The following is a 21407-nucleotide window of genomic DNA, read 5'->3' on the forward strand; positions in this document are numbered from 1 at the left end:
CCGTTGGAGGGTCTGAAGCGCGGCAAGTGTAAACAGGGGTACGTTCAACTGCAATGGAGAAACAACCTGAAAACCGCCACCCGACGTCCGAAGAAATCGGCTTCGGCGGCTTCAGTTATCCGCTAACTGTCTCTATCCATTAGTTGTCGTAATCTACCCGATCGACCATGCGAACCGCAGTGTCGCGATTGTCTGCAATTTCCTGCAGCGAAAGGGAATCCGGTTTCAGGTCGCCCCAATTTGCCACTATGCCAGCTACTTCAACCTCTGGATTAGCAGGGTATTCGGTATTGGCTTCGGCGTAAATCTGCTGAGCTTTTTGCTCTGAAAGGAACTCCATTAACTGAATGGCGTTTTCCCGATTGGGAGCGCTCTTTGTCAGCGCAACCCCGCTGATATTGATGTGTGTGCCACGGCCGTCGGAATTCGGGAACACCATGCGGGCCTTTTCAGCAGCCGGTCGCTGGTTTTCATCCTCCAGCATGGCGCCGTAGTAGTAGCTGTTACCAATGGCTACATCGCAGACACCTTCAGAAATTGCCTTGATCTGGTCGCGGTCACCGCCCTGGGGTTTACGGGCCAGATTATCTTTGACCCCTTGCAGCCACTCCTGGGCTTTTTCCTCGCCATGGTGCGCAATCATGGAGGAAATCAGCGCGATGTTGTACGGGTGCTTGCCGCTGCGGGTACAGATACGGTCATTCCATTTGTCATCTGCCAACTGCTCGTAAGTCGTTATTTCCCCTTCTTCAACGCGATCTACCGAGGTGTAGATCATCCGCCCTCGGGTAGTAAGTGCAAACCACTTGCCGTCTGGGTGGCGAAGGTATTCAGGAATGTTCTGTTCAAGTGTCGGGTTGCTTACGCTCGCGGTCAGATCTTTCTCGACCAGTTCGCTTAGTCGCGAAATGTCGACTGTCATCACGAGGTCTGCGGGACTGTTGTCACCTTCACGCTCAAGTCGTTCAGTAAGACCGTTTTTTGCGAAAACCACGTTGGTCTTCACACCGGTTTCCTCGGTGAAGGCGTTCAGAAGAGGTTCGAGAAGGAAGGCCTGACGGTAGGAATAGATGTTAACTTCGCCATCAGCACTGGCATTGATCGGTAACACGGAAAGTGCAAGTAGCGCGCTTGCAGCAAACTTCATTCGCATAATCATCGTCCTGATCAGTTATATAAGCGGGGAGTGGGCGGACAACTGTCTCGCTTAACGTCGAATCAATATCGAAAACACAAACCATTCTCATTCAAATTAAATAAAGTGTCAATTATTCCGGGCCAGAATTCCAGCTTCATCAAACAATGCTATGATTCCTACGATTTGAAGAACTTGCAGAGAGTCCGGAGCCAGCTGCTAAGGGCTTGGAAAAAAAGCAGAACAGGCGAAGCTGAATGAGCTCAGAGAATCGCAGAGAACATATCAGGACAGCGCTGAACGCAAAGGTCAGCGTGACACATCCGGACATCGGCTCCAGAATTTTCTCGACCCGCGATATATCCGATGGCGGCATTTTCATTGTGGTAGAAGAGGATTTCTCGCCCCAACTCGGAGACCGGGTGCAGGTACAGGTGCAAGGGCTGCCAATTCCTGCGCCGGTGCTGGAAATGGTGGTGGTGCGAAAAACCGTGGATGGTTTCGGGCTTCAATTTTCGGATTGACAGGCGGTGATGGGTAATTCGAATCCCTCTGCAAATTAGTGTGACGGCCGTCACGTTGCTACATTATGTTTCCTCATGACATGTTTGGTAACGCACTGTAGTCGGTTGGTAACCACTGCATACGAAACTGTAATGGACTCTTTTTCCTCGTTAGTCAGAATGGAAACCTGTCAAAACCGTAAATGAGGTGCACCGTGGGCGTTCGTCAGAGAAGAGTGGCAGTACATGATCTGGAGATCGGCATGTTTGTGTCTGATCTGGATCGTCCGTGGCACATGACCCCGTTTCCGATTCAGGGCTTCTACATACGCTCACAGGAAGAGATACGCGCGTTGGTTTCCCACTGTAAATGGATTGAAATCGATGTGGCGGAGGAACGTGACTCAACTGAATATGACGAGGCCAAGGCTCCGGTATTTACCCGCCGGAACGCCAAGCGTAACTCTGAGGAAACGCTCCAGCTGCCCCCGCTGCATATCAAGAATCCGGTGCAGCACGAAATCACCTCCACGATGAAAAAAGAACTGAAATTCAGTCAACTGCTGCTCGGCGATGCCGAGCGAGCGATTGATGATGTAAAGGCGAGTGTGCGTGACGGCCGTGTGCCGGACTTTGAGGCACTGTCCCGCGTGACCCGCAGTATGACATCGAGTGTTGTTCGAAACCCTGATGCTTTGCTCTGGCTGGCCCGCGTGCGTGATAACGACGAATACACCTACCAGCATGCCCTCAGTACGTCAATTTGGGCACTGGTTTGTGGTCGCCATCTGGGGCTGGATGAGGGCTTGCTGAATCACCTGGCGATGGGCTGTTTGCTTGCTCATGTCGGCAAGGCCGATTTGCCGAAGGAGCTGATCACCAACGAGCATTGCCTGGATTTTGAGCAGTTTGCCGAATTCAAAACCTATGTCGAGAGGGGTGCTTCCCGGCTTCAGGAGGCTGGTCTTTCCGGTGCCGTTGTCAGTATTGTTCGTGGCCACCGGGAGCGGCATAACGGTTCTGGCTTTCCCGCTGCCTTGAAAGGGGATCGCATCCCGCTGCTTGCGAAAATTGCCGGCCTGGTGGATTACTATGAAGCATTGATTGAACCCCGTCAGGGTCATACGCCTCTGACCCCAGCCCAAGCGGTCAGTCAGTTGTTCGAGCAGCGCAATATTGAATTCCAGGAAGATCTGGTGGAAAAATTTATCCAGTCTATTGGTATTTATCCCACCGGCACGTTGGTTGAGCTCAATAGTGGAGAGCGTGGAGTGGTTGTATCCCATTCACCATCCCGTCGTCTGTGGCCGCGGATTATGGTAATGACAGACTCACAGCAGCAGCCTCTGCGGTCGGCGAAAGTGGTCAACCTGGCCAATTTCAATGACGGCCGAACACCTCAGGAAATGCTGCGAATTGAAGGGTGTTTACCGTTCGGGACCGACGGACTGAAGCCAAACCAGTTCGACGTTACCGGCAGTGAGTCCCGCTGGAACCTGAAGCGGTTCATCGGTGGTTAGTCAGTAACGACCCTGATCTGCTTTTCCCGGCGGTAACCGCCGGGGCTTGAAAATCACAAGCACCTCCCCCCATCACCTCTAATCCCTGCCTCTTGAATTCACGAAGTTCCGCCACAACTTACCAGATTTACTTTTCACCAACAGGCGGGACCTGGCCAATGCGGATGGCACGCGGTTTCCCGGAGAGGTTTTATGGGCAATGCATTAGAAATCACCGGGCTGGTGAAAACCTACGGCGACGGTTTTGAAGCCCTCAGGGGTATTGATCTGCATGTGGCAGAAGGGGATTTTTTCGCCTTGTTGGGTCCGAACGGTGCGGGTAAATCAACCACGTTGGGCATTGTCTGCTCATTGGTAAACAAGTCGTCGGGGAGCGTTAAGGTATTTGGTCATGATATTGATACCGAGCTTTCGGCTGCAAAGCTGAACCTCGGTGTCGTGCCGCAGGAATTCAATTTCAACCAGTTTGAGAAAGTGTTTGATATTGTCACCACGCAGGCGGGTTACTACGGCATTCCGCTAGCCCGGGCAAAGGTGTCCGCCGAGCGTTACCTGCGTAAGCTGGGCCTTTGGGAAAAGCGCGATTCCCCGGCGCGAATGCTATCGGGTGGTATGAAGCGTCGTCTGATGATTGCACGAGCGCTGGTGCATGAACCAAAGCTGCTGATTCTGGACGAACCCACCGCAGGTGTGGATATCGAATTGCGGCGTTCAATGTGGACCTTTCTCGAGGAAATGAACCGACAGGGCACCACGATCATCCTCACGACCCATTACCTCGAGGAAGCCGAAGCCCTGTGTCGAAATATCGCCATCATTGATCACGGCAAAATTCTCAAACACACCAGCAAACGGGCGCTGCTACAGCAACTCAGTGTAGAGACATTTATTCTCGACACCGACCTGACCAGCCAGGAAGTTCCGCAACTGCAAGGTTTTGCCACCCGCCTGAATGAGGAGGGGGCGCTGGAAGTGGATGTGGAAAAAGCCCAAAGCCTGAACGGGGTGTTCGTGGAGCTGGAACGCCTCGGAATCAAGGTTCTAAGTATGCGAACCAAGGCAAACCGGTTGGAAGAGTTATTTCTTCGGTTGGTTGAAGACAATGCCCGGGACAGGGAGGCACAGGCATGAGCCCCCATGCAATGTTCACCGCCTTCGCAACGATTGTGTTACGTGAGGTCCGCCGCTTTACCCGGATCTGGCCGCAAACGCTGTTGCCGCCCGCTGTCACCATGACGTTGTACTTCGTGATTTTTGGCAACCTTATCGGATCGCGCATTGGCGATATGGGCGGCTTTGAATATATGTCGTTTATCACGCCAGGTTTGATCATGATGTCGGTGATCACCAGTTCTTACGCCAACGTGGTGTCGTCATTTTTCAGCATGAAGTTTCAGCGCAGTATCGAGGAGTTGTTGGTGTCTCCGGTCCCCAACAGCGTTATCCTGGTGGGGTACGTGGCGGGTGGTATGGCTCGTGGGCTGGGGGTTGGTCTGATCGTCACGCTCCTGTCTTTGGCGTTTACCCGTCTTGATATTCACAATTTACCGGTAATGATTCTGACGGTGTTTCTGACCTCAGCGTTGTTTTCCCTCGGCGGATTTATCAACGCCATGCTTGCCACAAAGTTTGATGACATATCCATCGTCCCGACATTTATCCTGACCCCGCTGACTTACCTCGGTGGCGTATTTTATTCGATTCAGATGTTACCGGAGTTCTGGCAGGCGGTGTCTATGGCAAACCCCATACTTTATATGGTGAATGCATTTCGTTACGGAATTCTGGGGGTGTCCGACGTTCATGTCGGTGTTTCCCTCGGGATGATTGTATTGTTTATTGCTATTCTCTCTGTAGTTTCCCTGCGATTGCTCAAGCGCGGTAAAGGGATCAGGCACTGAATCAGGAATTTATATGGCATTGAATGATGCACCGCTGGGTAAAGCCAGCGAATACCCGGACAGTTACAGCCCGGAGCTTTTATTTCCGGTCCCGAGAGACGACAATCGGCGCCGTATCGGTTTTCAGGATGGCCGCTGGCCCTGGTTTGGAGAAGATCTCTGGCAAGCCTGGGAGTTGTCATGGTTGCGGCCCAGCGGTGTACCGGCGGTGGCCTGGGCCGAAATCCGGGTGCCGGCGGCGTCGGTCTCGTTGATTGAGTCAAAGTCTCTCAAGCTGTACCTGAACTCGCTCAATCAGATGGTGTTCTCAACACCTGCGCAAGCCGCGGAAGTAATCGAGCGAGACCTTTCCAGTGCCAGCGGGTCAGCGGTAAGTGTAACGCTTTATGACGTCGATCAGCCGATGATGATTTCTGGTCATCCCGAAGACTTTGAGTTGATCGACGATGAGCCCCTGGAGAATGTCGGTTACGCCTATTGCCCGGATGAGCTACAGGCCGGTGGCAAGGGGGTCACCGAACGCCTGTGCTCGCACTTGCTGAAAAGCAACTGCCCGGTAACTGGCCAGCCGGACTGGGGGTCACTATTGATCGAGTACACCGGGCCGCGGATATCCCGGGCGGGGTTGTTGCGCTATGTGGTTGGTTTTCGACAACAGCAGGATTTTCACGAGCACTGCGTGGAGACAATATTCAATGATATTTTTCAGCGTTGCGACCCGCAGCACCTGACAGTGTGTGCCCGTTACACGCGACGCGGAGGGCTGGATATTAATCCCTGGCGTAGCACTTCCGCCGGCGAGGTGCCCAGCATGAGACTGATCAGGCAATAGCAGCGCGAGTTCAAGCGCCCGCCAGATGTCAGGCATCTTCCCGGCGCAGTCGGTCGGCGGCGTCTTCCAGCGCCGACAGAATGGCTTCCCGTTCCTTGTCCGTGACTTTCTCGGAATCCAGGTACATGGAAAAGCCGCTGTGTTCATGCTCCAGAAAACTGCGGTTTGGCCCGAGGTCCCGACGGAAGTCAACGACCTCATAGATCGGCACCGGGCGCCCGAACCCTTTGACGGTAATTTCGCCTTTATCACGGCACATGATGCGGTCCTTGATCAGCGAAAACGTCTCGTATGAGATCAGTATTTCACCCGGTTTCGCGAGGGATTCAAGTCTGCTGGCCAGATTCACTTCCTTGCCAATGATGGTGTAGTCCATCCGGTTTTCGGCACCGAAGTTACCAACGGTTGTATAGCCGGTGCTGATGCCCATTCGTATTTCAAGCGGTGTCTTGATGCCCTGGCTGCGCCATTGCTGACGCATGATTTTCATATGTTTTCGCATATCGATAGCCATGGAGACACAGGCGGAGGCATCCTCGCGTTGACCGCGACTGGTGGGATCACCGAAAAAAATCATGATGGAATCGCCGACAAATTTATCGATGGTGCCCCCATATCGGTGCGCCACCTCCGACATTTCATTGAAGTAGTGATTCAGTAATTCCGTCAGGGCCTCCGGTTCCATCTCTTCCGACAGCTCGGTGAAGCCTTTGATATCGGAGAAAAAAATCACCAGCTTCTTGCGCTGGGTCTCCAGACGCACATCGCGCTCGCCGGTGAAGATGGACTGCCATACCTGGGGTGAGAGGTACTTGGACAGCTTGTGGGATAGTGCAATGGATTGTTCACGCTGGTTCTGTATCTGGGTTTTTGCCAACATCAAGGCCCGAGCCTGTTGATGCGCATAAAATGCTGTCACACAGATGTACAGACCGGTGGCCAGGATGGAGACGATACTGAGCACCAGCGGAGACTCAAGCGAGGCGGAAGGCCCGTTGATGCTGCAGCCTACAGGTATGGCTATGATCAGAAGCAGAACGCCCCACAGCCACTGCCGTATGCCCCCGACTATCAGGCAACTGAACATCAGCATGAGAATCACGGCGATACCCGGCACGGCCACTAATCCGATCAAACCGACAAATGAGCCACCAATGGCGCAATCAGCCAATTGCATCTTTTGACGGATACGCGGGGAGAGACGAAGAAATGTTCGCCGGGTCAGATAATGGGCCACGTGGGGCCAGATAAGCGCGCCAGCCAACAGCCAGGCCATCCAGCCTGCAAAGATGCCCTGGGACAGACCGGTAACGATGATGGCAGCCGTTGCGCTGTAAGCAAGAATCCGGCCCTTGTAGTCGGGCATTGAGGGAATGGCGATAGGGTTATTCTGTGAATCCATAACAATGGATTTGCTCACCGATAGCGAGGCATTCATCATGCTATTGCGAGGCCTCGCCCCTGATGAGGGTTATCCCTCGATCCGGCGCCTATAGAGTTGATTCTATTATCATCGGCGCAGCGGTGTTGGAGGCCGTCAAGACCGCCAGACAGATCGTCTGTGCTCATGGACTTACTACCGGGTATTTGTTGTTTTAGGGTAGACACATATACGATTAAAGATTAACAGTATTAATACTTAGTCTCAATTTTAATGCGGATCGGAAGATGGTGACACCGTCATCCGGCTTACCGGAATAATCAGGATCACCCATGACAGATGTTATCGACGCAATAATGAAGCGAGCTTCTGAGCCCAGATTGGTTGCACCCGCTCCCGACAGGCAGGTGCTGCAGAAGGTTTTTGAATGTGCTGCCAGGGCACCAGACCACGCCTTGCTTCGGCCATGGCGCTACCTCGTCATTGAGGGAGAGGGACGGACAAAACTGGGGGAGTTGTTCGCACAGGCGGCAGGCGATGAAGAAGAAGGGCTGCCGGGCAAACAGGAAAAGCTCAGAAAGTCGCCGTTGCGGGCGCCGATGATCATTGTGGGTATTGTCTGCCATAAGCCGCACCCGAAAGTGCCTGATATCGAACAGCACGCCTCTGCCGCTGTGGGGTTGGGTTACATGCTGCTGGCGCTCCAATCTGCAGGCTTCGGAGCAATGTGGCGTACCGGCGCGGTTGCTTACCACCCCCAGGTCGCAAGCGGCTTGGGTTTAGCTGAAAATGAGTCTGTGGCCGGCTTTTTGTATGTTGGTACCGTGGACTCCCATAAACCGGAAGTTCCGAGACCGGATACCGCCGATTTTGTGAGTCGTTGGCCGAAGTAAAGTGGTCTCACGCCTCTGGCAGGCTCAAGGATACCATGGGGAAAGTGATTGCCGCTTTTCCCTTTTGTTGCCGCTTTAACCGCTTCTTGATGCTTCCTTCCGCACCTGCGGCACCCATCTCACCCCCGAAAAACAGCACTTTTGTAAAACTGGCATCGCTGTTGCTTCAGTCTGCTTAACGACGCTTGGAACCGGCATAAATCCACCGGCAAGCAGGATCAGAGCTTTGGAGGCCCGCATGGCAATCACATTCGATAAAGCGCTCGGTATTCATGAACAGGCGTTGCATGCCCGGGTCAGAAGGGCGGAAGTTCAGTCCAACAACCTGGCCAACGCGGACACCCCGGGATTCAAGGCGAAGGATGTTGATTTCCAGGCCATGCTGCAGCAGGCGCAATCCGCCCAGGATATGAAAATGACCAAGTCCCACAGTGGGCACATGGATCTGGCGGGCAGCGGAGCAGAGGGTGGCGAGCTGCTTTATCGTGTCCCTCACCAGCCTGCTGTTGATGGCAATACGGTTGATGCCCAGCAGGAACAGAGCCGTTTCATGCGTAATGCCATGGAATACCAGGCCAGCTTCCAGTTTCTGAGCAGCAAATTTTCCGGCCTGAGCAAAGCCATCAGTGGCGAGTAGGGCAACCACATTAAAGTGAGACAGGAGCTTCATCATGTCACTCGGTAGCATTTTTGATATTGCCGGCTCAGGAATGACTGCGCAGTCCCTGCGGCTGAACACCACCGCCTCCAACATCGCCAATGCGGAAACGGCCAGTTCGAGCACGGATACCACCTACCGTGCCCGTAAGCCGGTTTTCGCTGCCATTCAGCACAGCATGATGAACCCGTCACCACAAGGCTTTGGTATGGGCAGCCAGGATGGCTCAGGTGTTGGTGTAACGGTTGAAGGAATTGTTGAAAGCGATGCGGAGCTTCAGATGCGCTATCAGCCGGAACATCCGGCCGCGAATGAGGACGGCTATGTCTTCTATCCTAACGTCAATGTGGTGGAGGAGATGGCCGACATGATGTCATCTTCCCGCAGCTTCCAGATGAACGTGGATGTGATGAATACGGCCAAATCCATGATGCAGCGCATCCTGACCCTTGGGCAGCAGTAACAAAGCATTGAGGAATAAGCCATGAGCACGGTGAACGGTACCGCAGCGTCGGATGTACTGAGTCAGTATCAGCTAAAGAGTCCGGGGGCGGCTCAGAAAGATGAACTCGGCAAGAATGAGTTTATGGAGCTGATGATCGCCCAGCTCAAGAACCAGAATCCGCTGGAGCCCCAGGACAACGGCGAATTCATCGCTCAGCTGGCCCAGTTCAGCTCCCTTGAGGAAATGCAGAAATTATCCGGCAACGTTAACGACGTCGTGGGGGAGTTCCGCTCAACCCAGGCGTTGCAGGCTTCAGCCATGGTTGGGCGCAGCGTACTGGTACCTTCCGAGAACGGGTTGCTCGGGGTTGATGGGCAAATCAAGGGCGCTGTGAATATACCGGCATCCACTTCAAATTTGCGGGTGTCGATTGTTAATCAGGCGGGCGAGACGGTTCGCCAGATGGATATGGGGCCGAGCCAGCCCGGTCAGACCAGTTTTGTGTGGGACGGCAAGGATGGCAACGGCAGCGCCATGCCGCCCGGGACCTACCAGGTAGTCGCCCAGGGTGCCTATCCCTCCGGCACTGAACAGTTAGCAACGGTGCTCAGCGCCAACGTGGACAGTGTGTCCCTCGGGCAGGGTGGTGGTATTACGTTGAATCTTGCGGGTATGGGTTCTGTTGCTCTGTCCCAGATTCAGCAAATCAATTAAACCAGGTTAGAAACAGAGGTGTGGTATGGCGTTCAATACAGGACTTAGCGGTTTACGCGCTGCATCGGTAGACCTGGATGTCACCGGGAACAATATTGCCAATGCCAGCACGGTGGGTTTTAAGGGTAGCCGGGCTCAGTTTGGGGATCTTTATGCCAACGGCTTCCTGAGCTCCGGGACCAACCCCATTGGTGACGGTGTTCGGGTTCAGGACGTAAAGCAGAGCTTTGCTCAGGGCAATATCAGCTTTACCGACAATGGTCTTGACCTTGCCATCAACGGTGACGGTTTCTTCGTGCTGAACAACGGCGGTGAGGTGAGGTATTCCAGGGCCGGCCAGTTCGGTATCGATAAGGACGGCTTCGTCACCAACAACCAGAATATGCGTGTGCAGGGTTTTCAGGCCGATGAAGACGGCAACCTCTCCGGTATTCGTGGTGACCTGCAGGTGGATGCATCGAACCTGGCGCCCCGCCGGACCACCGATGTCCAGTCCGAGCTCAACCTGGATTCTCGGGAAGGTGTGCTGGAGGTCAGCGGCACCACTTATCAAACCCTGCAGCCCGCGCCGACCGCAACTGTGGGCGAACAGATTCTTAACATTGCGCGTGCAGACGGCACGAGCACGAACATCACTGTTCCCGCCGGCAGCACAGCGCGGGATATAGCGGAGCTGCTGAACCAGCAGGACGACGTCAGTGCTTCTGCGCGAACAGAGTACACTGTCCCGGTAGGCGAAATTCAGGCAGGTGAGACGGTGTCTGTTCAGGGTACCGATTTCGCCATCCCTGCCGGTGAAGCCGACCCTGTCGGCTGGCTTCGTGACGCTATCAACAATTCCCCCCTCAACAGCAGTGTCAATGCGACGATCACCCAAGGTGCCGGTGGCACCCCTGAATTCCTGCGCTTGATCGAGAGTCGGGGTAATAACCTGAGTGTGGCCTATGAGGCCGCCGCCGGCACTGTCAGTGAGGTGCAGGTTGGCAGCCTGAACACGACTCTGCCAGTGGATGCGTCATTGACATCCGATGGCGCGCTGTTGACGGGTGCCACCACTGACACCTTCCGTACCAACACGTTTGACCCCAACGACCAGCGTACCTATAACCACGCCACCTCGTTTAATGTGTTTGACAGCCTGGGTAACTCCCATGAACTGACACAGTACTTTGTCAAAGAGCCGGTTTCAGGCGGCGGTAATGTCTGGGCCATGTACGTTCAAATTGATGGTGAAGAGGTCGGCGATCCCCCCACTGCCAATGGCGAAGCCTCAAGCGCCCGCTATGAACTGCAGTTCAACGTTGACGGTACGCTTCAGAGTGTCGATGGCGACCCCAACGGCGAAGTGCTTATTTCAAACTGGACCCCGCTGGATTCCAAGGGGGCCCCCAACGGCGCAGATGGCCCATTGCTGACGGCTAACGGCGGCGCGACCCCGGTCCCGCAACCCCCGACCAGTTCCAACTTCGCGATAAATCTGGCTGAGACGACACAATTTGGCAGTGCTTTCGGGGTGACTGACCAGCGTCAGAACGGCTATACCACCGGTCGTTTGTCGGGCCTGGATGTATCCGATACCGGCGTGCTGTTTGCCCGGTATACCAACGGCCAGTCCGATACCCTGGGGCAGGTAGCATTGGCCTCTTTCAGAAATACCGATGGACTGGCGCCGGTGGGCGAGACCAGCTGGGTGGAAACGTTTGACTCCGGACAGCCGATAGTAGGCCAGCCGGATACCGGTACCCTGGGTTCGATCAAGGCCAGTTCGGTGGAAGAGTCCAACGTTGATCTGTCCGCAGAACTGGTGAACCTGATCATCGCCCAGCGAAACTACCAGGCTAACGCGAAAACCATCGAAACCTCGGATGCCGTTACCCAGACCATCATCAACCTCCGTTAATCAGACCGTCTGGGGGCAGCCTTCTTTGCTGCCTCCCGGCACCTGAGCAAGCCAGTTTAAACCGACTATCACCGCGCCTTGCACTCCTCATACTGCTCGCTGTTCGCTTAACCGTGTCGTTATGGCACAACTTCTGCATAATCTATTGTATCAGTCAAAAATCCGGCAGGAGTTGTCCGATGGATAAGTCGATCTTTATTGGGATGTCCGGCGCCAAGCAGACCATGTTGGCGCAGCAGGCCCATGCCAACAACCTGGCCAACGTCACCACCACCGGGTTCAAACGTGACTTTGCCCAGGCCCGGAGTATGCCGGTATATGGCGAGCATTTTCCGACCCGCGCCTACGCCATGACGGAACGTCCCGGCACCGATCTCAAGTCCGGCGCCTTGATGGAGACCGGTCGGGATCTGGACATCGCCATAAATGGTGAAGGCTGGATGGCCATTCAGAATGACAACGGTGAAGAAGTTTTTTCCCGCGCCGGCAGCCTCCAGGTTGACGTTAACGGTCTTTTGCGTACGGGGAGTGGTGAACCCGTTCTTGGCAATGGCGGTCCGGTCGCTCTGCCGCCCTACGAAAAACTTCTGGTGGGCTCCGACGGCACCATCTCGATTATTCCGGTCGGCGGCCCCCCCAATCAGCTTGCAGAAATTGACCGCATCAAGCTGGTGAATCCACCTCGGGAAACTCTCGAGAAAGGCGAAGACGGCTTTATGCGTCGCAAAACGGACGAGGCGATTATCGGCCCGGAAACACCGGACGCGGATATCCGGATCACGTCAGGCTTTCTGGAAAGCTCCAATGTAAACGCGGTAGAAGAAATGATTTCGAACCTGCAGCTGTCCCGGCAGTTCGAGATGCAGGTAAAGGTCATGCAGACCGCAGAGGAAAATTCCGAGGCTACGGCACGGCTGTTGCAAAACCTTTAATTAAAGCACGGAAAACCGGCCTGACAGGCAATAGCGGCAAAGCTTCGCCGCTACCGGGTTTCAACGAGGAGTAGGATCATGCATCCAGCATTATGGGTCAGTAAAACCGGATTGAGTGCGCAAGACACCAACATGACGACCATTTCCAACAACCTGGCCAACGTCAATACAACGGGCTTTAAGCGAGACCGCGCGGTGTTCCAGGATTTGCTGTATCAGATCAACCGGCAGCCTGGCGGGCTTTCTTCCGAGAACTCGGAACTGCCCTCGGGTCTCCAGCTCGGTACCGGTGTCCGGGTTGTAGGTACGGCCAAGCAGTTTACCCAGGGCAACCTGCAGGTAACGGAGCAGCCTCTGGATATGGCGGTCAACGGTCGCGGTTTCTTCCAGGTGCTGTTGCCCGACGGTGATGTTGCCTACACCCGGGACGGCCAGTTCCAGCTCAACGCTGACGGTGACATTGTGAACCCGGAAGGTTACTTGCTGGAGCCGAACATCAACGTTCCTGAAAACGCCACCACCGTTACCATCGGTAAAGATGGCACGGTATCAGCGGTGGTCGATAACCAGGCCGCTCCGGTGAATCTGGGTGAAATTCCTCTGGTGGATTTCATCAATCCGCAGGGTCTCCAGGCCATGGGTAACAACCTTTATCGTGAAACCAACGCCAGTGGCGATCCAATCGAGGGTCAGGCGGGCATTGCCGGTCTTGGCACCATCGAACAGGGCATGACAGAAGCCTCCAACGTTGAGGTGGTGGAAGAGCTGGTCAATATGATCACCACTCAGCGGGCCTATGAGATGAACTCGAAGGTGGTTTCCGCCACCGACCAGATGCTCCAGTTCATCACCAATAACATCGGCTAAATGGTTAGCCGACTCTCGGGTATGAGGAATTCATCATGAGCGAACTGAACAGACGCTCCCCCTGGCTTCTGGGTCTTATTGCCACCCTGGTTCTATTGCAAGGCTGCACCGCCATGAGCCGGCCCAGAGCCATGCCCGATGATCCCGCCTTTGCTCCGGTCCGGGCCCAGACCATGTTGCAGCGCGACCCCAACTCCGGTGCCATCTACCAGACCAACCGAAATACCAATTTGTATGGCGACACGATCGCCCTGAACGTCGGCGATGTTCTGTTGGTGACACTGCAAGAGTCCACGCAGGCAAGCAAGAATGCTGGCAGCAGTATTACCAAGGACAACGAAGTCTCGTTCCTTGAGGGCAGCATTCTGGGCCATACCGGTTTGAACCTTGGGACTGATCTCAGCATGGAGCGGGATTTTGAAGGTGAAGCAGAAGCGGATCAGAGCAACCGGCTGGCGGGCAGTATTTCTGTCACAGTCACCGAAGTTCTGCCAAACGGTGTGCTGATGATTCGCGGCGAGAAATGGTTGTCGCTCACTAACGGTGATGAATTTATCCGGCTGACCGGGCTGGTTCGCCCCCAGGACATTCTTCCGAACAATACCATTGCTTCAAATCGCATTGCCGATGCCCGCATTTCCTACGGTGGCACCGGTGATTTCGACCAGGCTAACCAGATGGGTTGGCTGGCCCGGTTCTTCAACAGTGAGTGGTGGCCATTATGAGCCGAATTCGATTGTCAGTTATTGCGCTCGTGTTTGCACTGGTTGCAGCGCCGGTATTGGCTGACCGCCTCAAGGATATGGCACGGGTGAAGGGCGTGCGCTCCAATCAGCTGATCGGCTATGGCCTGGTAGTGGGTCTTGATGGCACCGGGGACAAAGCGCCGTTCACCAACCAGACCTTCCGTAACATGATGAACCAGTTCGGTATCGTATTGCCGGAAAGCACCAATCCGAAACTGGCGAACGTGGCCGCGGTTACAATCCACGCCAGCCTGCCACCGTTTGCGAAACCGGGACAGGAACTCGATATCACCGTTTCCTCGATTGGCAATGCCGACAGTCTTCGGGGTGGCAGCTTGTTGATGGCGCCACTGAAAGGTGCTGATGGGCAGGTATACGCGATAGCTCAGGGTAGTTTGGTGGTGGGTGGCTTTGGCGCGGGAGGCGCGGATGGTTCGCGAATCACCGTCAATGTGCCGAGCGTTGGCCGAATTCCCAATGGCGCGACCATTGAGCGGGAAGTGACGTCGCCATTTGCCCAGGGCGACACCATTACCTTTAACCTGCTGCGTCCTGATTTCACCACTGCGCGCCGGGTAACCGAGGTGATTAACGAAACTCTGGGAACAGGGATGGCTTACGCACATGATGCCACGTCGGTATCGGTAAAGGCGCCCCGGGATCCCTCCCAGCGGGTCAGCTTCCTGTCCATTCTCGAGAACCTTGAAGTTGATCCCGCCCAGGAGTCCGCCAAGGTGGTCATCAATAGCCGTACCGGAACCATCGTGGTTGGCCAGAATGTCCGTGTCAGCCCGGCGGCTGTCACCCATGGGAGTCTTACGGTTACGATTAAAGAAAATTTTGATGTCAACCAGCCCAACCCGTTTGCGGATGGTGACACCGTGGTGACGCCCAATACACAGATCGCTATCACGGAAGAGCCGGCCCGGATGTTCCAGTTCGGCCCGGCCGTCACCCTGAATGAAATTGTGCAGGCCGTTAACCAGGTAGGTGCCGCCCCTGGTGATGTCATGGCGGTACTCGAAGCATTGAAACAGGCTGGCGCCCTTCGCGCTGAACTGATTGTCATATAGGTGAAGTGATGCAGGATTCACGTCTCCAACAGGCCCAGGTATACACCGAATTCAGCGGACTGAATGCCCTGAAGACCCAAGCGCGCACGGATAAAAAAGGCGCTCTGGAACAGGTGGCCAAGCAGTTTGAAAGCCTGTTTGTATCGGAGATGCTGAAATCCATGCGGGCGGCCAACAAGGTTCTGTCGGAAGGCAATTTCCTGAACAGCAGTCAGTCGGAGTTTTATCAGGACATGTTCGACAGCCAGTTGAGTCTGAGCATGTCACAACAGCGTGGTCTGGGCCTGTCTGAGGCCTTGGTAAGGCAACTGAGCCAACAGATTCCGGGCATGAGCGACCAGGGCCAGAAACTGACCGGGCATAAAGGCGCACTGTCGGATTATGATCGCAGTTTGCCCAAACTGTCTCCCGGGCTGCCAGACCATGTCAGGCAAGTGGATGAGGTGGTAGAGGCAGCCATAGCTGAGCCAGCCCGAGATGAAGTAGCGCCTGGGTCCGGGCCTACAGCCAGGTTTGCCTCTCCTCAGGCCTTTGTTCGCGAACTGCTGCCACTGGCGCAAAAGGTCGCCGGTGAAAGCGGGCTCAACCCAAGGGTCATGATCGCCCAGGCGGCCCTGGAAACCGGTTGGGGCAAGCATATGATTGAAAGCAGCGCGGGCGGGTCCAGTTACAACCTGTTTGGTATCAAGGCTGACAGCCGGTGGCAGGGCGAGTCCGTCAATATTGCCACGACTGAATACCGTGAAGGTGTTCCCATGAGGGAGCGGGCCGCCTTCCGGGCTTATCCCAATTACGAGGCAAGCTTTCGGGACTATGTCAGTTTTCTTGAGAGTAACCCGAGATACCGTGAGGTATTGGCGGCCGCGGACAAGCCCGATCAGTTTGCTAACAAGCTTCAAGCCGCCGGCTATGCCACGGACCCTGAATACGGCGCGAAAATCCGCCGGATTATGGATGGTAGCCTGCTCGAGGCGGCTGCTCCCGATTCTATCTTGTCTGGTTCTGGGGAGTAACGGCTATGGCAGGTCTGATTGGCATCGGTCTGACAGGCATTCTGAGTCACCAGGCGGCTCTCAATACCACGGGCAACAACATCACCAACGCAAATACGCCGGGCTACAGCCGCCAGGAAGTGATTTTCGAGACCCAGCCGGGTCGTGCTACCGGTGCTGGCAACGTGGGCAGTGGCGTCAATGTCACTGATATCCGTCGCATAGCCGATGCGTTTATCAGCGAGCAGCTTCGCGGTGATTCTTCTTTGTTCAATGAGCAAGACACCCTGAACAAGGAATTGTCCCGTCTCGACAACCTGCTGGGTGGTGAAAGTACCGGGCTGAACAATGCCCTTAATAATTTCTTCGCCAGTATCCAGAGCGCTGCCGAAGACCCTGCGGCTTTGCCTCAGCGCCAGTTGGTGCTGAGTGAGGCGCAAGGACTGGTCAATCGTTTCCAGGCGCTGAATTCCAGTTTTATCCAGCAGCAACAGTCTGTTAATTCCCAGATGAAGGCGAGCACCTCTGACGCCAATGCGCTGCTTGTCAGCATTGCTGAATTGAACCTGGCGATCTCCGAGACCCCGGGCCTCGCCCAGGGCAACGAGCCGAACGCATTGCTGGACAAGCGGGATGAAAAGCTCCGGGAATTGTCGGAGCTGATGAAAATTCGCGTGGTGCCCGCCGAGGGCGGGCAGATCAACGTGCAGATGACCAACGGCCAGGCGCTGGTGGTGGGCAATCAGGCTTCAACGCTCTCGACGGAGGCCAGCGACGAGGACTCCTCAACGCTGAAGTTTACCCTGACCAGTGGTGGCCGGGCACGGGACGTCACTGAACAGATCGTCGGCGGCAAACTTGGCGGACTGCGCCAATTCATGTCCGAGGGCCTGGAGCCGGCGTTTGACGAACTTGGCCGCATCGCCCTGGCATTATCGGACCAGATCAACCATCAGCATCAGATCGGTATGGACCTCGAAGGCGACCTGGGTGGGTTGTTCTTTACCGACATAAACAGTCGCAGCGCTCAGCTTAATCGTGTCTCCCCGAATGCCGACAATCAGCCACCAAGAAACGGCGTGGTCGCGGTGGAAATAAGCGACAGTAAAGCACTTACGGCAGGCGCCTACACGCTTCAGTTTACCGGTAATAATGGTGCCAATTTCGAACTGATTGATCGTGCCAGCGGTGAGGTGGTCCGACAGGGCGCGCTGCCAACCCCACTACCGGCAGACATCTCCATGCCGGGATTTAACGTGCGTATTGAGTCCGGAGCCTTTGAACAGGGCGACAGTTTTCTGGTTCGGCCCACGCGGTCAGCTGCCACAGATATCGCATTGATAGTTGAGCGGGAAGAAGAGCTGGCCTTCGCAAGCCCGATCAAAGCCGAGGCTGGCAGCGGCAACGCAGGCAATGGGGTTGTTTCACAGGGCACCATGCTGGATATCAGAAATCCGCTGACGAATGTTCCATTATCCGGGTTCACTACCCGGGGTGAGCTGTCGCCGCCGCTGATTGTGCGTTTCACCAGCGCCACGGAATACGCCATTCTTGATGCTTCTGACTCAACCAATCCGCAACCTCTGGATCCGCCAGTTACCGGGCAAACGTTCCAGAACGGGATTTCCAACAAGTTATTCTCGGAAGACCCCCAGGATGCTAACTATCGGGGGTTCCAGTTTGTGATAAGTGGTAACCCGCAGGCCAATGACGTGTTCCGGATCAATTACAACACTGACGGCATTTCCGATAACCGAAACGCCCAGTTTCTGGGTGGACTGGCCACGGCGAACACCATGAACGGCGGCAACCAGAGTTTCACCGAAGCCTACGGTGGCCTGGTAGGGCAGGTGGGCGTGACCACACGTCAGGCCCAGCTCGATGTGGATGCGGGCCAGGCCTTGCTGGAGCAGACCACCAATCAGCGTGAGTCCATGTCGGGGGTCAACCTGGACGAGGAGGCCGGCCGGCTGATCCAGTATCAGGCTGCCTACAATGCTTCGGCCCAGGTCATGAGTGTCGCTCAGGACCTGTTCGATACACTTCTGAATACCTTTCGCTAAGTTGAGGTAACTGATCATGGTTCGTATTTCTTCTCAGCAGGTTTTCCAGGGTGGTATTAACAGGCTCCAGGACCTCAACTCCGGCCTGCAGAAGACGCAACAACAGATTTCAACCGGTAAGCGGGTGATTAACCCCTCGGATGATCCGGTGGCGGCTGCGCGAATTCTTAAACTGGATCAGGAGACCGCCCAGATCGGTCAGTTCCAGCGCAATGTCGACTTGGCCGAAAACCGGCTGGAGCAGGAAGAGAGCACGCTGTCAGACGTGACCGATCTGATCGAGCGCGTCAGGGAACTGACTGTTCAGGCGGGGAACGGCACGCTGTCCGCCGACGACCGTAATTCTATCGCTTCGGAACTGCGCCAGCGGCTGGATCAGTTGGCCACTCTGGGCAATTCCCGTGATGCGTCCGGTGAATACATCTTCAGCGGATTCAAAGGTAATACACCTGCGTTTGGTCAGAACATCTCGGGTGGCTGGGTCTATCAGGGTGATGAGGGCCAGCGTTCCCTGGAAATTGATACCGGCGTGAAAGTGGCAATCAGTGACACCGGCAAAGAGATCTTTACCGGCATTGCCACCGGCGAACCAACGTTTTTTGCCAGTGCCAGCTCCGCCAACAACTCTGGCGGGCGTATCAGTACCGGCATGGTGTTGGATCAGGATATTTTTAACGGTTTCTACGCGGGCAACACCGATGACGTGGTGGTCGATATCAATGATGATGGCGCGGGTGGCCTGGAGTATGAGTTGCGCTTTCGCTCCGATGACCCGACCGATGTGGGATACACCCCCATCGCAGCCGGTGCTTATCAAAGCAGCGAGAGTATTCGTGTAGCGGGTATTCAGTTTGAAATAACAGACGCCAAGGCCGGTGACCGTTTTGAAATTCAGACCTCTGAAAAGCAATCAATGTTCACCAGCATCGAAAAGCTGATTTATGGGCTTGAGAATCTGAGTAAAACGCCGGCTGTGGCAACATTGCCAACAGCGGGATTTTCGCCGGAAGCCGATGACATAGTGACGATCAATACCGTCGATTTTACTGGCTTGACCACCTTGGCGGGTCTCAGGGATGCCATTAACGCCAGTAATGCTCCAGAACTTGAAAACGTTTCTGCAGTGCTGAACGGTAATGGCGACTTGGAAATCACTTCGCTGAACGGTGACCTGAATTTCGCGGCCGATGATAACGGCACTGTGGGCGGACAGATTACAGTGGAAGGCGCCCGTTTCGATGATCTCGATCTTTTTGGCGGCGCAACCAATGCCACCGTTGCCAGTGGTCAGCAGGCGTTTGAAAACCTGATTTCAAGCTCACTTGTCAACCTGGACAACGCTCTTGAGAAAGTTCTCGTTACCCAAACCGAGATTGGTGGGCGTCTTAACGCCCTTGAATCCACTCGGGAGTTTCTGGCGGATTCCTCGGTTTACACCGACCAAATCCGCTCGGAACTCAGAGACGTGGATTACGCCGAAGCGGTCAGTCGTTTGAGCTTTCAAAGCTTTGTTCTGGAGGCGGCTCAGCTGTCATTTGCCCAGGTTTCAAGACTGTCCCTGTTCGACAGGTTGTAATCTGCCGTTCCGGATTGCTTAAGCGGTTGCTTTCACTGATAACCTCAGTATAATCGCCTCCACTCTCCGATGCCGGGGTGGTGAAACTGGTAGACACGCGAGATTCAAAATCTCGTGCAGGCAACTGCGTGTCGGTTCGAGTCCGACCCTCGGCACCATGTATTGGCCGCATTGCGGTTTCAGCGAATATCATTTCCAATGAACGTCTCGGACTTCCACTTTGATTTACCTGACGAGCTGATTGCCCGATACCCGCTGGCGCAGCGCAGTGCCTCCCGGTTACTGGCGTTAAACGGCGTGAGTGGCAAGACAGCACACCATCAGTTTTTTGATCTTCCGTCCTTTCTTGTCCCCGGCGACCTGCTGGTTTTTAACAACACCCGTGTCATACCTGCTCGTCTGTTTGGTCGCAAGGAAACCGGAGGTCAGCTTGAAATTCTGGTCGAGCGGGTGACCGGCGAGCACGGGTTGCTTGCTCATGTGCGGGCGTCCAAATCTCCGAAAGTCGGGCAGGTGATCATTCTGGAAGACCAGTCGGTACTCCGGATGCAAGGTCGGCAGGACGCATTATTTGAGCTGGTCAGTGAGTCAGGAGAACCGGTCCTCGATCTGCTTGAGCGTATCGGTCATATGCCGCTGCCCCCTTATGTTGACCGGCCTGATGAATCCAATGACCGTGAACGCTACCAGACGGTCTATGCCCGGGAGTCCGGTGCGGTTGCGGCTCCTACTGCCGGGTTGCACTTTGACCAGCCCTTGCTGGCAGCCTTGGCAGAGAAGGGCATCGAAAGCGCGTTCGTAACGCTTCATGTGGGCGCCGGCACCTTTCAGCCGGTGCGGGTTGATCGCCTTGAAGACCATATCATGCACAGTGAGATCGCCCATGTTCCCGGTGAGACCGTGGCTGCGGTCCAGCGCACAAGAGCCCGGGGCGGGCGGGTCATTGCAGTGGGAACGACCTCGGTCCGTTCCCTGGAGTCTGCCTCAAAAGAAGGCGAGCTGGCGCCCTTTCGCGGTGAGACCGACATCTTTATTTTCCCCGGCTACAGGTTTCAGTGTGTGGATGCCATGGTGACCAATTTCCATTTGCCGGAATCGACCCTGATCATGCTGGTTAGCGCTTTTGCCGGGCAGGATCATGTGATGGCGGCCTATGACGAGGCCATACGCGAACGCTACCGGTTCTTCAGTTATGGCGATGCCATGTTCATCACAGGGCAGGTCCCAAGCCTGGGGGCTGCCAAAGCGAATACCGAGTCAGGAGGCACACTTTGAC

General features: G+C 55.2%; 20 protein-coding genes and 1 tRNA gene. 19 read left to right on the forward strand and 2 right to left on the reverse strand.

Annotated features, from left to right (window positions below):
* Window positions 1-139: 139 nt before the first annotated feature.
* Window positions 140-1153 carry a Fe(3+) ABC transporter substrate-binding protein gene (locus F6Y09_RS12060; RefSeq protein ID WP_152207182.1) on the reverse strand — a complete coding sequence of 338 codons (1014 nt, stop codon included), beginning with the start codon at window positions 1151-1153 and terminating at the stop codon, window positions 140-142.
* A 239-nt stretch (window positions 1154-1392) separates the two neighbouring features.
* Here F6Y09_RS12060 and F6Y09_RS12065 point away from each other — a divergent pair, with 239 nt between their 5' ends.
* The 5 genes from F6Y09_RS12065 (at window position 1393) to queF (ending at window position 5891) form a co-directional block, all read left to right on the forward strand.
* Window positions 1393-1659, forward strand: coding sequence for a PilZ domain-containing protein (locus tag F6Y09_RS12065; RefSeq protein WP_152207183.1), 267 nt, complete (start codon window positions 1393-1395; stop codon window positions 1657-1659).
* 182 nt (window positions 1660-1841) lie between these two features.
* Window positions 1842-3158 (forward strand): cyclic di-GMP phosphodiesterase, encoded by a 1317-nt coding sequence (locus tag F6Y09_RS12070; RefSeq protein WP_281348037.1) that lies wholly within the window; start codon window positions 1842-1844, stop codon window positions 3156-3158.
* Between the two features lie 192 nt (window positions 3159-3350).
* Window positions 3351-4289, forward strand: a complete 939-nt coding sequence (locus F6Y09_RS12075; RefSeq protein WP_152207185.1) for an ABC transporter ATP-binding protein — start codon at window positions 3351-3353, stop codon at window positions 4287-4289.
* The gene (locus F6Y09_RS12080) at window positions 4286-5059 is read left to right on the forward strand and encodes an ABC transporter permease (RefSeq protein WP_152207186.1); all 774 of its coding nucleotides are present in this window, start codon (window positions 4286-4288) and stop codon (window positions 5057-5059) included. The genes F6Y09_RS12075 and F6Y09_RS12080 overlap by 4 nt, the downstream gene beginning before the upstream one ends.
* A gap of 13 nt (window positions 5060-5072) precedes the next feature.
* On the forward strand, window positions 5073-5891 hold the full coding sequence (gene queF, locus F6Y09_RS12085) for an NADPH-dependent 7-cyano-7-deazaguanine reductase QueF (RefSeq protein ID WP_152207187.1): 819 nt from the start codon (window positions 5073-5075) through the stop codon (window positions 5889-5891).
* Window positions 5892-5919: 28 nt separating this feature from the next.
* On the opposite strand, the gene F6Y09_RS12090 is transcribed toward queF, so the two are convergent.
* Window positions 5920-7293, reverse strand: coding sequence for an adenylate/guanylate cyclase domain-containing protein (locus tag F6Y09_RS12090; RefSeq protein ID WP_246180513.1), 1374 nt, complete (start codon window positions 7291-7293; stop codon window positions 5920-5922).
* A 311-nt stretch (window positions 7294-7604) separates the two neighbouring features.
* On the opposite strand from F6Y09_RS12090, the gene F6Y09_RS12095 reads away from it, so the two are divergent.
* The 14 genes from F6Y09_RS12095 to queA all read left to right on the forward strand — a co-directional run bounded on the left by F6Y09_RS12095 (window position 7605) and on the right by queA (window position 21406).
* Entirely contained in the window at window positions 7605-8165 is a 561-nt protein-coding gene (locus tag F6Y09_RS12095; protein ID WP_152207188.1) for a nitroreductase family protein, read from the forward strand.
* Window positions 8166-8403: 238 nt separating this feature from the next.
* A complete protein-coding gene (gene flgB / locus F6Y09_RS12100) occupies window positions 8404-8802 on the forward strand; it encodes a flagellar basal body rod protein FlgB (protein WP_152207189.1) in 399 nt (132 codons plus the stop codon).
* Between the two features lie 34 nt (window positions 8803-8836).
* Window positions 8837-9286 (forward strand): flagellar basal body rod protein FlgC, encoded by a 450-nt coding sequence (flgC, locus tag F6Y09_RS12105; RefSeq protein ID WP_152207190.1) that lies wholly within the window; start codon window positions 8837-8839, stop codon window positions 9284-9286.
* A gap of 21 nt (window positions 9287-9307) precedes the next feature.
* Window positions 9308-9982: a flagellar hook assembly protein FlgD gene (locus F6Y09_RS12110; protein ID WP_152207191.1), complete on the forward strand. Its 675-nt coding sequence runs from the start codon at window positions 9308-9310 to the stop codon at window positions 9980-9982.
* A 25-nt stretch (window positions 9983-10007) separates the two neighbouring features.
* Window positions 10008-11882 carry a flagellar hook protein FlgE gene (locus tag F6Y09_RS12115; RefSeq protein ID WP_152207192.1) on the forward strand — a complete coding sequence of 625 codons (1875 nt, stop codon included), beginning with the start codon at window positions 10008-10010 and terminating at the stop codon, window positions 11880-11882.
* A gap of 179 nt (window positions 11883-12061) precedes the next feature.
* Complete coding sequence (locus F6Y09_RS12120; protein ID WP_152207193.1) at window positions 12062-12814, forward strand: flagellar basal body rod protein FlgF; 753 nt, start codon at window positions 12062-12064, stop codon at window positions 12812-12814.
* Window positions 12815-12892: 78 nt separating this feature from the next.
* Window positions 12893-13681, forward strand: coding sequence for a flagellar basal-body rod protein FlgG (gene flgG / locus F6Y09_RS12125; RefSeq protein ID WP_152207194.1), 789 nt, complete (start codon window positions 12893-12895; stop codon window positions 13679-13681).
* Window positions 13682-13716: 35 nt separating this feature from the next.
* Entirely contained in the window at window positions 13717-14406 is a 690-nt protein-coding gene (flgH, locus tag F6Y09_RS12130) for a flagellar basal body L-ring protein FlgH (protein ID WP_152207195.1), read from the forward strand.
* Window positions 14403-15500, forward strand: coding sequence for a flagellar basal body P-ring protein FlgI (locus F6Y09_RS12135; protein WP_152207196.1), 1098 nt, complete (start codon window positions 14403-14405; stop codon window positions 15498-15500). Before flgH ends, F6Y09_RS12135 begins: the two co-directional genes overlap by 4 nt.
* Window positions 15501-15508: 8 nt before the next feature.
* A complete protein-coding gene (flgJ, locus tag F6Y09_RS12140) occupies window positions 15509-16513 on the forward strand; it encodes a flagellar assembly peptidoglycan hydrolase FlgJ (protein ID WP_152207197.1) in 1005 nt (334 codons plus the stop codon).
* 5 nt (window positions 16514-16518) lie between these two features.
* The gene (gene flgK / locus F6Y09_RS12145; protein ID WP_152207198.1) at window positions 16519-18555 is read left to right on the forward strand and encodes a flagellar hook-associated protein FlgK; all 2037 of its coding nucleotides are present in this window, start codon (window positions 16519-16521) and stop codon (window positions 18553-18555) included.
* A 16-nt stretch (window positions 18556-18571) separates the two neighbouring features.
* Complete coding sequence (gene flgL / locus F6Y09_RS12150) at window positions 18572-20131, forward strand: flagellar hook-associated protein FlgL (RefSeq protein WP_152207199.1); 1560 nt, start codon at window positions 18572-18574, stop codon at window positions 20129-20131.
* Between the two features lie 71 nt (window positions 20132-20202).
* Window positions 20203-20289, forward strand: a tRNA-Leu gene (locus F6Y09_RS12155).
* Between the two features lie 40 nt (window positions 20290-20329).
* Window positions 20330-21406 carry a tRNA preQ1(34) S-adenosylmethionine ribosyltransferase-isomerase QueA gene (queA, locus tag F6Y09_RS12160; protein ID WP_152207200.1) on the forward strand — a complete coding sequence of 359 codons (1077 nt, stop codon included), beginning with the start codon at window positions 20330-20332 and terminating at the stop codon, window positions 21404-21406.
* Window position 21407: the final 1 nt, after the last annotated feature.

This window comes from Marinobacter changyiensis, assembly GCF_009193265.1.
Lineage (GTDB): Bacteria > Pseudomonadota > Gammaproteobacteria > Pseudomonadales > Oleiphilaceae > Marinobacter > Marinobacter changyiensis.

What these genes read in the sequence shown, in the direction of transcription:
- flgJ (WP_152207197.1), top strand. Translation starts at nt 15,509, where the DNA reads ATGCAGGATTCACGTCTCCAACAGGCCCAGGTATACACCGAATTCAGC.
- F6Y09_RS12095 (WP_152207188.1), top strand. Translation starts at nt 7,605, where the DNA reads ATGACAGATGTTATCGACGCAATAATGAAGCGAGCTTCTGAGCCCAGA.
- F6Y09_RS12135 (WP_152207196.1), top strand. Translation starts at nt 14,403, where the DNA reads ATGAGCCGAATTCGATTGTCAGTTATTGCGCTCGTGTTTGCACTGGTT.
- queA (WP_152207200.1), top strand. Translation starts at nt 20,330, where the DNA reads ATGAACGTCTCGGACTTCCACTTTGATTTACCTGACGAGCTGATTGCC.
- F6Y09_RS12065 (WP_152207183.1), top strand. Translation starts at nt 1,393, where the DNA reads ATGAGCTCAGAGAATCGCAGAGAACATATCAGGACAGCGCTGAACGCA.
- F6Y09_RS12070 (WP_281348037.1), top strand. Translation starts at nt 1,842, where the DNA reads ATGAGGTGCACCGTGGGCGTTCGTCAGAGAAGAGTGGCAGTACATGAT.
- queF (WP_152207187.1), top strand. Translation starts at nt 5,073, where the DNA reads ATGGCATTGAATGATGCACCGCTGGGTAAAGCCAGCGAATACCCGGAC.
- F6Y09_RS12115 (WP_152207192.1), top strand. Translation starts at nt 10,008, where the DNA reads ATGGCGTTCAATACAGGACTTAGCGGTTTACGCGCTGCATCGGTAGAC.
- F6Y09_RS12060 (WP_152207182.1), bottom strand. Translation starts at nt 1,153, where the DNA reads ATGCGAATGAAGTTTGCTGCAAGCGCGCTACTTGCACTTTCCGTGTTA.
- F6Y09_RS12075 (WP_152207185.1), top strand. Translation starts at nt 3,351, where the DNA reads ATGGGCAATGCATTAGAAATCACCGGGCTGGTGAAAACCTACGGCGAC.
- F6Y09_RS12090 (WP_246180513.1), bottom strand. Translation starts at nt 7,293, where the DNA reads ATGGATTCACAGAATAACCCTATCGCCATTCCCTCAATGCCCGACTAC.
- flgC (WP_152207190.1), top strand. Translation starts at nt 8,837, where the DNA reads ATGTCACTCGGTAGCATTTTTGATATTGCCGGCTCAGGAATGACTGCG.
- flgH (WP_152207195.1), top strand. Translation starts at nt 13,717, where the DNA reads ATGAGCGAACTGAACAGACGCTCCCCCTGGCTTCTGGGTCTTATTGCC.
- flgB (WP_152207189.1), top strand. Translation starts at nt 8,404, where the DNA reads ATGGCAATCACATTCGATAAAGCGCTCGGTATTCATGAACAGGCGTTG.
- F6Y09_RS12110 (WP_152207191.1), top strand. Translation starts at nt 9,308, where the DNA reads ATGAGCACGGTGAACGGTACCGCAGCGTCGGATGTACTGAGTCAGTAT.
- F6Y09_RS12120 (WP_152207193.1), top strand. Translation starts at nt 12,062, where the DNA reads ATGGATAAGTCGATCTTTATTGGGATGTCCGGCGCCAAGCAGACCATG.
- F6Y09_RS12080 (WP_152207186.1), top strand. Translation starts at nt 4,286, where the DNA reads ATGAGCCCCCATGCAATGTTCACCGCCTTCGCAACGATTGTGTTACGT.
- flgL (WP_152207199.1), top strand. Translation starts at nt 18,572, where the DNA reads ATGGTTCGTATTTCTTCTCAGCAGGTTTTCCAGGGTGGTATTAACAGG.
- flgK (WP_152207198.1), top strand. Translation starts at nt 16,519, where the DNA reads ATGGCAGGTCTGATTGGCATCGGTCTGACAGGCATTCTGAGTCACCAG.
- flgG (WP_152207194.1), top strand. Translation starts at nt 12,893, where the DNA reads ATGCATCCAGCATTATGGGTCAGTAAAACCGGATTGAGTGCGCAAGAC.